Origin of the sequence: Neiella litorisoli, assembly GCF_014773395.1 — a bacterium.
GTDB lineage: Bacteria > Pseudomonadota > Gammaproteobacteria > Enterobacterales > Neiellaceae > Neiella > Neiella litorisoli.
This window is the reverse complement of record NZ_JACXAF010000021.1, coordinates 31,606-44,520: the sequence shown is the minus strand read 5'-3', so window position 1 is coordinate 44,520 and position 12,915 is coordinate 31,606. Positions and strand designations below refer to the sequence as shown.

The 12,915-nt window shown below is 49.9% G+C and carries 11 protein-coding genes and 2 tRNA genes; 1 reads left to right on the top strand and 12 read right to left on the bottom strand.

The window, feature by feature from the left end:
- Positions 1–24 precede the first annotated feature (24 nt).
- The 8 genes from rimP to rlmE all read right to left on the bottom strand — a co-directional run bounded on the left by rimP (position 25) and on the right by rlmE (position 6,282).
- Positions 25–480 (bottom strand): ribosome maturation factor RimP, encoded by a 456-nt coding sequence (rimP, locus tag IC617_RS14800; protein ID WP_191145762.1) that lies wholly within the window; start codon positions 478–480, stop codon positions 25–27.
- A gap of 245 nt (positions 481–725) precedes the next feature.
- Positions 726–802 (bottom strand) — tRNA-Met (locus IC617_RS14795).
- 63 nt (positions 803–865) lie between these two features.
- Positions 866–951 (bottom strand) — tRNA-Leu (locus IC617_RS14790).
- Positions 952–959: 8 nt separating this feature from the next.
- Complete coding sequence (gene secG / locus IC617_RS14785; RefSeq protein ID WP_191145761.1) at positions 960–1,292, bottom strand: preprotein translocase subunit SecG; 333 nt, start codon at positions 1,290–1,292, stop codon at positions 960–962.
- A 139-nt stretch (positions 1,293–1,431) separates the two neighbouring features.
- Entirely contained in the window at positions 1,432–2,772 is a 1,341-nt protein-coding gene (gene glmM, locus IC617_RS14780) for a phosphoglucosamine mutase (protein WP_191145760.1), read from the bottom strand.
- A complete protein-coding gene (gene folP / locus IC617_RS14775) occupies positions 2,769–3,581 on the bottom strand; it encodes a dihydropteroate synthase (RefSeq protein ID WP_191145759.1) in 813 nt (270 codons plus the stop codon). Before folP ends, glmM begins: the two co-directional genes overlap by 4 nt.
- A 70-nt stretch (positions 3,582–3,651) precedes the next feature.
- Entirely contained in the window at positions 3,652–5,586 is a 1,935-nt protein-coding gene (gene ftsH / locus IC617_RS14770) for an ATP-dependent zinc metalloprotease FtsH (RefSeq protein ID WP_305080176.1), read from the bottom strand.
- Positions 5,587–5,649: 63 nt separating this feature from the next.
- Positions 5,650–6,282, bottom strand: coding sequence for a 23S rRNA (uridine(2552)-2'-O)-methyltransferase RlmE (gene rlmE / locus IC617_RS14765; protein WP_191145757.1), 633 nt, complete (start codon positions 6,280–6,282; stop codon positions 5,650–5,652).
- Positions 6,283–6,371: 89 nt separating this feature from the next.
- Between rlmE and yhbY the strand changes: the two genes are divergently transcribed.
- Positions 6,372–6,671 carry a ribosome assembly RNA-binding protein YhbY gene (gene yhbY, locus IC617_RS14760; protein ID WP_191145756.1) on the top strand — a complete coding sequence of 100 codons (300 nt, stop codon included), beginning with the start codon at positions 6,372–6,374 and terminating at the stop codon, positions 6,669–6,671.
- 89 nt (positions 6,672–6,760) lie between these two features.
- Here the strand turns inward: yhbY and greA are convergent, their stop codons facing one another.
- The 4 genes from greA to dapB form a co-directional block, all read right to left on the bottom strand.
- Positions 6,761–7,234, bottom strand: a complete 474-nt coding sequence (gene greA / locus IC617_RS14755) for a transcription elongation factor GreA (RefSeq protein ID WP_191145755.1) — start codon at positions 7,232–7,234, stop codon at positions 6,761–6,763.
- 156 nt (positions 7,235–7,390) lie between these two features.
- Positions 7,391–10,606 carry a carbamoyl-phosphate synthase large subunit gene (gene carB / locus IC617_RS14750; RefSeq protein ID WP_191145754.1) on the bottom strand — a complete coding sequence of 1,072 codons (3,216 nt, stop codon included), beginning with the start codon at positions 10,604–10,606 and terminating at the stop codon, positions 7,391–7,393.
- A 21-nt stretch (positions 10,607–10,627) separates the two neighbouring features.
- Positions 10,628–11,755: a glutamine-hydrolyzing carbamoyl-phosphate synthase small subunit gene (carA, locus tag IC617_RS14745; protein ID WP_191145753.1), complete on the bottom strand. Its 1,128-nt coding sequence runs from the start codon at positions 11,753–11,755 to the stop codon at positions 10,628–10,630.
- A 230-nt stretch (positions 11,756–11,985) separates the two neighbouring features.
- Positions 11,986–12,795 (bottom strand): 4-hydroxy-tetrahydrodipicolinate reductase, encoded by an 810-nt coding sequence (gene dapB / locus IC617_RS14740; RefSeq protein WP_191145752.1) that lies wholly within the window; start codon positions 12,793–12,795, stop codon positions 11,986–11,988.
- Between the last annotated feature and the right edge of the window lie 120 nt (positions 12,796–12,915).

Here is a 12,915-nt window from a genome sequence, read left to right as displayed (position 1 = left end):
TAGACCTCTTCCTAACTACGCCGACTAAAACTTAGCAACCAGATGAGCTTTTTCGATATTGTCGATCATCAGCTCAACTTCGTGTTTAGCAGTTTCAACAACGGCCATGCCGTTATCGACTGCTTTAAGGATCCCTTGGAATTTACGTTGGCCAAACTGAGGCATGCGGGTCTTCACCGCAATCTCATGGCCAAGGTACATTTCATAATGCTGGGTTTTGTATAATGGCCGCTCTAATCCCGGAGACGATACCTCCAAGTTGTACTCAGAGCTGATTGGATCTTCGACATCCAACACCGCACTAGCCTGCCGACTTGCTTCGGCACAATCATCAACGGTAATGCCGTCTGGGCTGTCGATGAACAAACGTAATGTCGAATGCTTACCCGCTCGAACAAACTCCAACCCCCACAGCTCGTAGCCTAAGGCTTCAACTGCTGGTGTCAGCATGTCTGTGAGTCGAGATTCCAGTGTAGCCATATATCTCCCGGAAACAAAAAAAGGGCACAAGGCCCCAGTCAACAAGTCCCGGAGTACAAAAATTAACCGAGACTCACATAGCAAAAAGCCCCAAGTCACCCGGGGCTTAAGCTGCTTTACCCTTTCCTTCAAGGACGCTGCCCTTGACTGGAGGTGGTGCGGATTAATGTATTCCGCGGAGCTTATGAAGAGCTGAGCCTTGGCTCATAACTGACTCTTCATCCAAATGTTTCAAAGCTCAAATTTGGTTGCGGGGGCTGGATTTGAACCAACGACCTTCGGGTTATGAGCCCGACGAGCTACCAAGCTGCTCCACCCCGCGTCATTCGGGAACGAATTGTACTGAGTTGAACCGTGAGATTCAAGCCAACAATCCGTACTTAATTGGTGCCGAGAGCGGGACTTGAACCCGCACGTCCATAGGACACTACCCCCTCAAGATAGCGTGTCTACCAATTCCACCACCTCGGCGAAGAATTTTATTGCGGAATATCTGATTCCGGCGCAGATGCTGGTACGTCCTGCTCAATAACAACAGGAGCCGCATCAGTCAGGTTTTCCCATTCCTGACCTTGCTTAACGCGATTATTGGTGAGGTTACCAATGATCAGGCTAAGTACAAAAAAGATGGTTGCCAAAATACCGGTGGTACGAGTCAGGAAGTTGCCAGAGCCGCCAGAACCAAACAGGCTTGCAGAAGCACCCGCGCCAAAAGAAGCACCCATGTCTGCGCCTTTACCTTGCTGAATCAGCACCAAGCCAATAATGGCCAAAGCCACCAGCAGATAAACAATGATAATTAGTTCGTACATTCGTCACTCTCGAGCGCATTCTGCGCTGATTTGTCTCGTATTTATGCCCACCATCATCAGGGCGGGCGAGATATTAGCGAACCTGCTGCCAAGTTACAAGTTCATTTTCCTTGTTTTCTCTCGACAGCAGGTTAAGCGGTTATTCGCTAGCCAGTTTCACTTGTTCAGCAATGGCTTCTGCGCTGCTTTGCACCAATTCTTGGTTGTCACCTTCGACCATGACCCGAACGAGCGGCTCAGTACCCGATTTGCGCAACAGCACTCGACCGGTTCGCCCTAACTTTTCTTCAACATCAGCAACGGCTTGTTGTACCCGCTCGTCTGACAACGGATCGCTGCCCTCTTTGAAGCGAATATTAATGAGAACCTGCGGGAATTTTTCCATACCACGAGCCAATTCATGCAATGACAGCTCGGAATGGATGGATGCAGTCAACACTTGCAGCGCGGCAACAATGCCATCGCCGGTTGAGGTGCGATCAAGGCAAATAATATGTCCAGAGCCTTCGCCTCCGAAGAACCACCCCTTCTCTTGGAGCATTTCCATGACGTAACGATCGCCGACTTTTGAGCGAGCAAATGGAATGCCCAAAATCCCCAACGCCAATTCCATACCCAAGTTGGTCATTTGCGTACCAACAACACCACCTTTTAAACGGCCTTGACGCATGGCATCGCGCGCAATGATGAAAAGTAATTGGTCGCCATCGAGTACTTGACCGGTGTGATCGACCATAATGCAGCGATCACCATCACCATCCAATGCAATACCAACGTCGGCCTGCTCTGCCAATACCGTATCGACCAATAGCTGGGTATCAGTGGCACCACACTTGTCATTGATATTAGTACCGTTTGGTTTGACACCAATAGCAACCACTTCGGCTCCCAGTTCTCGGAACACCGCTGGCGCGATGTCGTAGGTTGCGCCGTTGGCACAATCGACGACAATTTTCATGCCCTGCAAATTCATGTAGTGGGGCACGGTACTTTTACAAAATTCAATATAGCGGCCAGCGGCATCTTCGATGCGAACCGCTTTACCCAAAGATGCGTTATCGACACAAGTCAGCGGTTTGTTCAGCTCGGCTTCGATTGCCAACTCCAAGTCATCATCCAGCTTGGTACCTTGGGCAGAGAAAAACTTAATGCCATTGTCGTAGTAAGGGTTGTGAGAAGCACTCAACACGATACCGGCTTCGGCTCGAAATGTTCGGGTCAAATAGGCAACGGCTGGCGTTGGCATTGGCCCCATTAGGTTGGCTTTTAATCCCGCTGCGGCAAGTCCCGCTTCCAATGCGGCTTCGAGCATGTAATTCGAAATACGAGTGTCTTTGCCAATCAGGACGTTTTTGGTGCCTTGCTTGGACAAGACTCGGCCGGCTGCCCAGCCTAATTTCAGGACGAAATCTGGGGTGATGGCGCCTTCGCCAACCCGACCGCGGATCCCGTCGGTGCCAAAATACTTACGTTCGCTCATGCTTTTTGCTCCTTGACGGCCTGCCACAATCGCAGGCTATCAGCTGCTTCTTTTACATCATGGACACGGAAAATATGTGCCCCTTGGTTCAAACTGATCATCATGCCAGCCAAGCTGGCCGCCAGTCTTTCATTTACGTCACGGTTCAGTAACTTACCGAACATGGATTTGCGCGATAAACCGATCAGCACAGGATAGCCCAAGGCCACCAACTCATCGACATGGGCCAATAACCGCAGGTTGTGCTCTAGGGTTTTACCAAAACCAAAGCCGGGATCGAGGACAATGTGCTCTGCAGGGATCCCCACTGCAATACAAGCTTGAGCGCGCTGTTGCAGGAACTCAGCGACATCTGTCTCTACCTGTTGATATTGTGGCTGTTGCTGCATGGTCCGCGGGCTACCTTGCATGTGCATCAAACACACAGGCACCTTGGCCGCAACCGCCGCCGCTAAAGCGCCAGGCTCCTGCAACGCACGGACATCATTGATCATGTTGGCGCCGGCGTTGACCGCTTCGGTCATGACGCGGGCTTTGATAGTATCAACGGAAATCGCAATATCGAAACGGCTTCGAATGGCTTCAATTACCGGAACAACTCGGTCTAATTCCTCTACCTCAGCTACCGCGTCGGCACCGGGACGAGTCGATTCACCGCCAATATCGATGATGTCAGCGCCATCCTTAATCATCTGCTCTGTTTGAAACAGCGCCGCATCCAGCGTATTAAACGAGCCGCCATCGGAAAAAGAATCAGGAGTGACATTCAGGATCCCCATGATCTGGGGTTGGCATAAATCAATGGTCATTCAGTGACAAATCTCAACGCTAATAAAAAGCCCCGCAAGCGGGGCTTTTTCAATGTGTTATTAGTATAGATTATTTTGCTTCGGCGTCTTCAGCGCCATCGGCTTTTGGCTCTTGTGGTTCATTGACATCTAATTTGGTGTCAGAATTACCACTCGAATCGGAGCCTGCCGAGTCGTTGTTGCTCCAATCCGCTGGCGGACGGACTTCGCGGCGAGCCATCAAATCATCAATTTGTTTCGCATCGATGGTTTCATACTTCATCAACGCATCTTTCATCGCATGCAAGATATCAAGGTTATCCTTCAGGATCTGCTCCGAGCGCTGGTAGTTACGATCAATCAATAATTTGATTTCCTCGTCAATCGCGCGGGCGGTTTCATCGGACATGTGCTTGACTTTAGCGGCCGTGCGGCCCAAGAACACTTCACCTTCTTCTTCAGCGTACAGCATTGGCCCCATCTTCTCAGACAAGCCCCACTGGGTCACCATCTTGCGAGCAATATCGGTTGCGCGTTCGATGTCGTTTGAGGCTCCGGTGGTCACTTTATCGTTACCGTAGATAATCGCCTCGGCAATTCGACCACCAAATAAGCTCGATACCATGCTTTCCAAATGCTGCTTGGAGTGGCTCACTCGGTCTTGCTCTGGCAAGTACATAGTGACACCCAATGCGCGGCCACGAGGAATGATCGACACTTTGTAAACCGGATCATGCTCAGGTACCAAGCGACCAACAATGGCGTGGCCGGCTTCGTGATAGGCCGTCATCGCTTTTTCATCTTCGGTCATGACCATCGACTTGCGCTCAGCGCCCATCATGATCTTGTCTTTGGCTTTCTCAAACTCTTCCATGCTTACTTTACGGCGGTTGCCACGAGCAGCAAACAGCGCCGCTTCGTTCACCAAGTTCGACAAGTCCGCACCAGAGAAACCCGGGGTACCACGAGCAATCACAGATGCTTCAACGTCATCAGCAATTGGCACTTTACGCATGTGAACTTTAAGGATTTGCTCACGGCCACGGACATCGGGCAAGCCAACAACAACCTGACGGTCGAATCGACCAGGACGCAGCAACGCTGGGTCGAGTACGTCAGGGCGGTTAGTGGCGGCGATGACAATAATCCCTTCGTTGCCTTCAAAGCCGTCCATCTCAACCAGCATTTGGTTTAGGGTTTGTTCACGCTCGTCGTGACCACCGCCGAGGCCTGCGCCACGTTGGCGACCAACGGCATCGATCTCATCGATGAAAACAATACAAGGTGCCGCTTTTTTCGCTTGCTCAAACATGTCACGCACACGCGAGGCACCAACACCAACAAACATTTCAACGAAGTCAGAACCAGAAATGGTAAAGAATGGCACCTTAGCTTCGCCAGCAATGGCACGGGCTAATAAGGTTTTACCCGTACCCGGCTGGCCAACCATCAAAATACCTTTCGGAATTTTACCGCCGAGGCGTTGGAACTTAGACGGATCTTTTAGGTAATCAACCAGCTCTGATACTTCTTCTTTCGCTTCATCAACACCGGCGACATCAGCGAAGGTGGTTTTGATTTGGTCTTCGCTCATGAGGCGCGCTTTGCTCTTACCAAACGACATTGCGCCCTTACCGCCACCGCCTTGCATTTGACGCATGAAGAAAATCCACACGCCAATCAGCAGTAGCATTGGGAACCAAGAAATAAAGATCTGAGAGATGAAGCTCGGCTCTTCTGGCTTTTTGCCGAATGCACGTACATCTTGTTTGATCAGGTCGTTTAGCAAGTCATCGTCATAAAACGGCATCACCGTTTCGAACGCTTCACCGTTGCGCTTGCTACCGGTGATGGTTTGACCGTCAATCGTCACTTCGCGAATATCACCGCGTCGAACGTCCTGCACAAATGCAGTGTAATCCAACTGTCCCGATGTGGATTCGCTGGGCGAAAAACTCTGGAACACGGACATCAGCACCACGGCGATGACTAACCAGAGAATTAAATTTTTCACCATATCACTCAAAGGAGTCTTCCTCTCTCAGCTACTTGTTTATTACGGCTTTCATTTAGGCCTAAGGACTAGAGATTACCGCAGTTTATATCCTGTCGCCACCATGAACACTTCTCTTGAACGTGACCGGGACGAATCAGGTTTACGAATTTTCACCGATTTAAATGACCGGCGAACCTCCGCTAGAAATTCATCAAAGCCCTCACCTTGGAAAACTTTAACGATAAAATTGCCGTTGGCGGCCAATACTTGGTGGCACATATCCAACGCTAGCTCAACTAAATACATGCGTCGCGGCTGATCAACACTGGGGTTGCCAGACATATTCGGTGCCATATCTGACAGCACCACATCGACCATGTCATCGCCAACTCGATTGAGCAATGCCGATAGCACGGCTTCCTCGCGAAAATCGCCTTTCAGGAATTCGACGCCAGCAATCGGGTCCATATCGAGAATATCGCACGCAATAACGCGGCCACTATCGCCAATTTGTTCAACACAAAATTGTGACCAACCACCAGGAGCGGCGCCCAGATCGACAACGGTATCACCACGGCGAATCACTTTGTCTCGTTGCTGAATTTCATCCAGCTTAAACACAGCTCGTGAGCGTAACCCTAGCTTTTGCGCTTCTTTGACGTATTTATCGTCAAAATGTTCTTTTAACCAACGCTTGCTACTGGCGCTACGTTTCTTATTCGACATGACAATTTTTAGTTTGTTGTAGGCTAAGTCAGGCAGATGGGGGTAAACTTAGCAGAATTCAAGTCCCTAACAGCGAAGAAAGCAGATTCATGCAACTTAGCAATAAGCAAAAACAATACCTTAAGTCCGAGGCTCACTCGCTCAAGCCTGTGGTCATGCTCGGCAACAACGGCCTGACCGAAGGCGTCATGGCAGAAATCGATTTAGCGCTGGCGCACCATGAACTCATTAAAGTGAAAGTTCTCGGTGAAGACAAAGCTGAGCGCCAGCTAATTTGCGACGCCATTTGCCGCGAATCAGGTGCCCTGTTGGTACAAATAATTGGCAAAGTTGCGATCTTCTTTCTGCAAGACCAAGACGAGTCAAAGTTCTCGTTACCAAAAGGCTAACGCGACGACTAGCTTACATTGGCGTCAGCATACAAAAAACCCGGCGATTGCCGGGTTTTTCATTTGTAAGCAAAAGTGAATCTGTGTCGTTAGACATACTTCACTTCGAGAATTTCGAATTCAACATCGCCGCCCGGTGTTTTGACTGTCACTTCATCACCTTCGGATTTACCAATCAAACCACGAGCAATCGGGCTGTTAATTGAAATCAGATTCTTTTTCAAATCCGCCTCATCATCACCCACGATGCGATAGGTGACTTCGGCATCAGTATCGATATTCAGCAAAACCACCGTGGCGCCGAAAATGACTTTGCCCGTTGCTTCCATCTTGCTGACATCAATGATTTGCGCGTTTGACAATTTTGCTTCAATTTCCTGAATTCGCCCTTCACAGAAGCCTTGCTGCTCACGAGCGGCATGATACTCAGCATTTTCTTTCAAATCACCGTGTTCACGAGCTTCGGCGATCGCTTCAATAATTTGGGGGCGACGGGTGCCTTTTAGGTAGTCCAGCTCTTCACGCAAACTATCCGCGCCCTGCACAGTCATTGGAATTTTCATATCTTCAAATACCACACTCTACGGCCAATCCGAGCCGTATTCTGATTCATAAAATAGAGACAAAAAAACCGCCTCTTACCATATGAAAAGAGGCGGCTTTTTTCAGCCGATTGGCCGATTCTATACTGAATCGGCAATCAAATCATCCGCAACTGCTCAGATCTGCTCGTGCAGCTCCTGAACAGAGCGAACAATGGCACTTGGATCAGCACTGTGGGCCATACAAGTTGCAAATGCACCGTTTAGCGTTGTGGTGTAGTTGACCTTGTGCTGCAATGCACCGCGACGCAACACTTTTGAGTCCTCAATCGCCTGACGCCCTTGGGTGGTGTTGACGATGTAGGAGTACTCACCATTCTTAATGCGGTCTAGAATATGCGGACGGCCTTCGTGGACTTTGTTGACCAAGCGGCAATTGATGCCCGCTTCACCCAGTACCACCGCAGTGCCGTGGGTAGCATCTAGCTCATAGCCTAACTCGACCAATTGCTTCGCTAGCTCAACAACGCGTTTCTTATCGCCTGGACGGACCGACAACAAGGCACGGCCTTGTTTTGGCACATCTTTAATCGAACCCAACTGCGCTTTGGCGTAGGCTTCGGCAAAGGTTTCACCAACGCCCATGACCTCACCGGTTGAGCGCATTTCAGGGCCAAGAATCGGGTCAACGCCCAAGAACTTGTTAAACGGCAGTACCACTTCTTTGACCGAATAATACGGCGGAATAATTTCTTCTTGGAAACCTTGCTCTGCCAGTGATTTGCCAGCCATCACACGGGCCGCCACTTTCGCCAAGGCAACACCCGTTGCTTTTGATACAAATGGCACCGTACGGGCTGCACGCGGGTTCACCTCAATCAGGTAAACTTCGTTGTCTTTAATGGCGAACTGAGTGTTCATCAAACCAATCACGCCCAGCTCAAAAGCCAGCTTCGAGACTTGATCGCGTAGAACCGCTTGGATTTCCGAACTCAGAGTGTATGGCGGCAACGAACAAGCTGAGTCACCGGAGTGAACACCGGCTTGCTCAATGTGCTCCATAATGCCGCCGATAACGACTTGCTCGCCATCACAAATGGCATCGATATCAACTTCAATGGCATCGTCCAAGAAGCGATCCAGCAGCACTGGCGATTCATTCGATACAGACACCGCTTCGTTGAAGTAACGGCGCAAATCTTGCTCATCAGACACGATTTCCATGGCACGGCCACCCAGTACATACGACGGGCGAACAACCAATGGATAGGTGATGCGTTCGGCTTCACGGACCGCATCTTCCAAATTCGTTACCGTGGCGTTTTCTGGCTGTTTTAGGCCTAAACGCTCAACCGCTTGCTGGAAGCGCTCGCGGTCTTCGGCACGGTCAATCGCATCTGGGCTAGTACCAATAATTGGCACGCCTGCAGCTTCAAGGGCACGAGCTAGTTTCAGTGGCGTTTGACCACCGTATTGAACAATCACCCCTTTGGGTTGTTCAACGCGAACAATTTCAAGCACGTCTTCGAGTGTTACTGGCTCGAAGTACAAGCGATCCGAAGTGTCGTAGTCCGTCGAAACTGTCTCTGGGTTACAGTTAACCATGATGGTTTCGTAACCGTCTTCACGCATTGCCAAGGCCGCGTGAACACAGCAGTAGTCGAACTCAATGCCCTGACCGATACGGTTTGGACCACCGCCCAAGACCATGATCTTATCTTTATCCGAAGGCTGTGACTCACACTCTTCGTCATAGCTTGAGTACATGTACGCCGTGCTAGTAGCAAACTCAGCAGCACAGGTATCGACGCGCTTATAAACCGGTTGGATACCTTCTTTCTTACGCAGCTTGCGCACTTCTTTTTCCGACACACCCAGCAATGCAGCCAAGCGCGCATCAGCAAAACCTTTACGCTTCAGCAAACGCAGCAAATCAGCATCCAAGCCAGACAGGCCAGCTTCAGCAACGCGAGTTTCAAGCTCAACCAATTCGTTGATTTGTACGAGGTACCAGCGATCAACCTTCGTCAGGTTGAACACGTCATCAACGGTGAAGCCATGACGGAAGGCATCGGCGATATACCAGATACGCTCAGCGCCGGCTTCTTTCAATTCGTACGTCAGGGTGGTTTTAGCTTCTGGATCGTCCAACGCTACAATTGGGTCGAAGCCGGTAGCGCCGACTTCTAAACCACGCAGTGCTTTTTGCAGCGATTCTTGTTGGTTACGACCAATGGCCATTACCTCACCGACGGACTTCATCTGAGTGGTCAGACGGTCATTGGCACCGGCAAACTTCTCAAAGTTAAAGCGAGGGATTTTAGTCACAACGTAGTCGATAGCTGGCTCGAATGACGCAGGCGTTGCACCACCCGTAATATCGTTAGCCAACTCATCTAAGGTGTAACCCACCGCCAGCTTGGCAGCGATTTTTGCAATCGGGAAACCAGTTGCTTTTGACGCCAATGCAGATGAACGGCTCACGCGCGGGTTCATCTCAATGATCACCATACGGCCATCATCTGGGTTGACACCAAACTGGACGTTTGAACCACCGGTTTCGACGCCGATTTCACGCAGAACAGCCATCGAGGCATTCCGCATGATTTGATATTCTTTGTCGGTCAGCGTTTGAGCCGGAGCAACGGTGATTGAGTCACCGGTGTGAATGCCCATTGGGTCGAAGTTTTCAATCGAGCAGACGATGATACAGTTGTCGGCTTTATCGCGAACAACTTCCATCTCGTACTCTTTCCAGCCAATTAACGATTCGTCAATCAACAGCTCGTTGGTTGGGCTCAAGTCCAAACCGCGAGTACAGATTTCTTCAAACTCTTCAACGTTATATGCGATACCACCACCAGTGCCGCCCATGGTGAATGACGGGCGAATAATACATGGGAAGCCGATGCGTGATAGCACGTCGTGAGCTTCTTCCATGCTGTGGGCAGTTTCTGCACGTGGCGTTTCCAGACCGATTGATTTCATTGCTTTATCAAAGCGGTCACGGTCTTCTGCTTTATCGATGGCATCAGCAGTTGCGCCAATCATGGTCACACCATACTTCTCAAGTACACCGTGACGGTCGAGATCTAAGGCACAGTTCAATGCAGTCTGGCCGCCCATAGTCGGCAGCACTGCATCTGGTTTTTCCTTTTCAATAATCTTGGCAACCACTTCCCACTGAATTGGCTCGATGTATGTGGCATCGGCCATTTCTGGGTCAGTCATAATAGTTGCAGGGTTCGAGTTAACCAAAATAACTCGATAGCCCTCTTCGCGAAGGGCTTTACAGGCCTGAGCACCGGAATAGTCAAACTCACAAGCTTGACCAATCACAATTGGGCCGGCGCCCAAAATCAGAATACTTTTAATATCCGTACGTTTTGGCATGTCTCGTTGTCTCGCTCGGTTTTAGGCGCGGGCCTGCATTAGTTCAATAAAGTGGTCAAATAATGGCGCCGCATCGTGCGGTCCTGGACTCGCTTCAGGGTGGCCCTGGAAGCTGAATGCAGGTTTGTCGGTGCGGTGAATGCCTTGCAATGAACCGTCGAACAAAGACACATGCGTGGCTTTAAGGTTATCAGGCAGGGTTTCTTCATCCACTGCGAAACCATGGTTTTGCGAAGTAATCATGACCACGTTGCGTTCCAGATCTTTTACCGGATGGTTGGCACCATGGTGACCAAACTTCATCTTCACCGTCTTCGCACCACTTGCCAGCGCCAGCAATTGGTGGCCCAAACAAATACCAAACACTGGGATGTCGGTTTCTAAGAAAGTCTTAATCGCTGCGATGGCATAATCACATGGCTCTGGGTCGCCAGGGCCGTTTGACAAAAAGATGCCATCGGGATTGAGAGCCAGCACTTCATCGGCAGGGGTTTGCGCAGGAACAACCGTGAGTCGGCAACCGCGTTCAACCAACATACGCAAAATATTGCTTTTTGCACCGAAATCGTAGGCTACGACGTGAAAAGCTTCGTTTTCTAGCTTGCCGTGACCTTCACCTAATTGCCACGTACTGTCAGTCCATGAATAGACTTTCTCGGTGGTCACTTCTTTTGCCAAATCCATGCCTTTAAGGCCTGGGAAACCTTTGGCTTCAGCTAATGCTGCTGCTTCATCGAAGCTATCCGCTGCCACAATACAACCAGCTTGAGCACCTTTCTCACGCAAAATACGAGTTAATTTGCGAGTATCGATGTCACAAATACCCACCACGTTACGGGCGCTCAGGTATTCGCTAAGAGTTTGTTCACTTCGGAAGTTACTGGCAATAATTGGCAAATCACGGATCACCAAGCCCTTGGCCCAAACTTCAGATGATTCTTCATCTTCTGAGTTGGTACCAGTGTTACCGATATGAGGATAAGTTAAGGTGACGATTTGGCGAGCGTATGATGGATCAGTTAAAATTTCCTGATAACCGGTCATTGAAGTATTAAAGACAACTTCACCGGTTGCCATGCCGTCTGCACCAATAGATGTGCCGCGGAAAATAGTACCGTCTTCGAGTACCAAGAGGGCAGCTTTAGCCAAGATAACCTCCACAGTTGTGGTCAGCTGTTCATGTCGTAGATAGAAGCGGCAGAACGCCTTATGACACTTCTATCTATCCCTCTTTGCCTTTGTGCTGGCAAATTGAACGCATTCTAGAGCAAAAACTGTTTGCCGTCCACGGCAATTTTAAAAAACTTCAATAAACGAAGCTTTCAAATAAAAAACGGCCCATTCGGGCCGAAATTTAAAATTAAGTTAACTAATAAAGCTTAATTCAGGCCGAGTACATCGAACATATCGTACAAGCCGGCATCCTTATCCATCAGCCAGCTAGCAGCGCGCATGGCGCCATTTGCATATGTTGCGCGGCTTGACGACTTATGGGTAATTTCAAGGCGCTCACCAATATCTGCAAACATCGCGGTATGCTCACCAATAATGTCGCCGGCGCGAACCGTAGCAAAACCAATGGTGTTACGATCACGCTCGCCGGTAATACCTTCGCGGCCATATACGGCGCACTCGTTGAGATCACGACCTAGGGTATCGGCGATCACCTGGCCCATTTTCAATGCGGTACCAGACGGCGCATCTTTCTTAAAACGGTGGTGGGCTTCGACAATTTCAATGTCGTGATCTGACATCACCGCAGCCGCTTGCTCAAGCAATTTAAACATCAGGTTCACCGCAACGCTCATATTCGGCGCCATCATCACCGCGGTGTCTTGGGCCATCGCTTCAATTTGTTGCTGCTGCTCTGCGCTAAAACCAGTGGTACCAATCACCAGCTTTTTGCCGTGCTCTTTACACCAAGCCAAATTGGCAAGGGTTGCCTCAGGAACAGTAAAATCAATCACCACATCGACTTTATCTTCAAGCCCTTGCAAACCCGCAGTCACCGGCACTTGGATCGCACCAAGACCCGCAAGTTCGCCCGCATCAACACCAATTAAACTGCTATCTGGACGCTCAAAAGCACCGCCAATGGCAACAAACTCTTTTTCGTGGCCAACTTCCAAGAGGGTTTTACCCATACGGCCCTGACAGCCTGCAATCGCTACGCGAACTTGATTGCTCATTGTTTCTTTCCTTTGTGGTGTTTGTTGGCCAGACGGCCTTGGGGCGGACAACTGTACTGGCTTCGTCGGCAAAAGCCAACTCTGGCCAGTACAATTATTGGGGTCTGTTACGCTTCGTCA

What these genes read in the sequence shown, in the direction of transcription:
- secG (WP_191145761.1), bottom strand. Translation starts at nt 1,292, where the DNA reads ATGTACGAACTAATTATCATTGTTTATCTGCTGGTGGCTTTGGCCATT.
- folP (WP_191145759.1), bottom strand. Translation starts at nt 3,581, where the DNA reads ATGACCATTGATTTATGCCAACCCCAGATCATGGGGATCCTGAATGTC.
- glmM (WP_191145760.1), bottom strand. Translation starts at nt 2,772, where the DNA reads ATGAGCGAACGTAAGTATTTTGGCACCGACGGGATCCGCGGTCGGGTT.
- carB (WP_191145754.1), bottom strand. Translation starts at nt 10,606, where the DNA reads ATGCCAAAACGTACGGATATTAAAAGTATTCTGATTTTGGGCGCCGGC.
- rimP (WP_191145762.1), bottom strand. Translation starts at nt 480, where the DNA reads ATGGCTACACTGGAATCTCGACTCACAGACATGCTGACACCAGCAGTT.
- rlmE (WP_191145757.1), bottom strand. Translation starts at nt 6,282, where the DNA reads ATGTCGAATAAGAAACGTAGCGCCAGTAGCAAGCGTTGGTTAAAAGAA.
- dapB (WP_191145752.1), bottom strand. Translation starts at nt 12,795, where the DNA reads ATGAGCAATCAAGTTCGCGTAGCGATTGCAGGCTGTCAGGGCCGTATG.
- greA (WP_191145755.1), bottom strand. Translation starts at nt 7,234, where the DNA reads ATGAAAATTCCAATGACTGTGCAGGGCGCGGATAGTTTGCGTGAAGAG.
- yhbY (WP_191145756.1), top strand. Translation starts at nt 6,372, where the DNA reads ATGCAACTTAGCAATAAGCAAAAACAATACCTTAAGTCCGAGGCTCAC.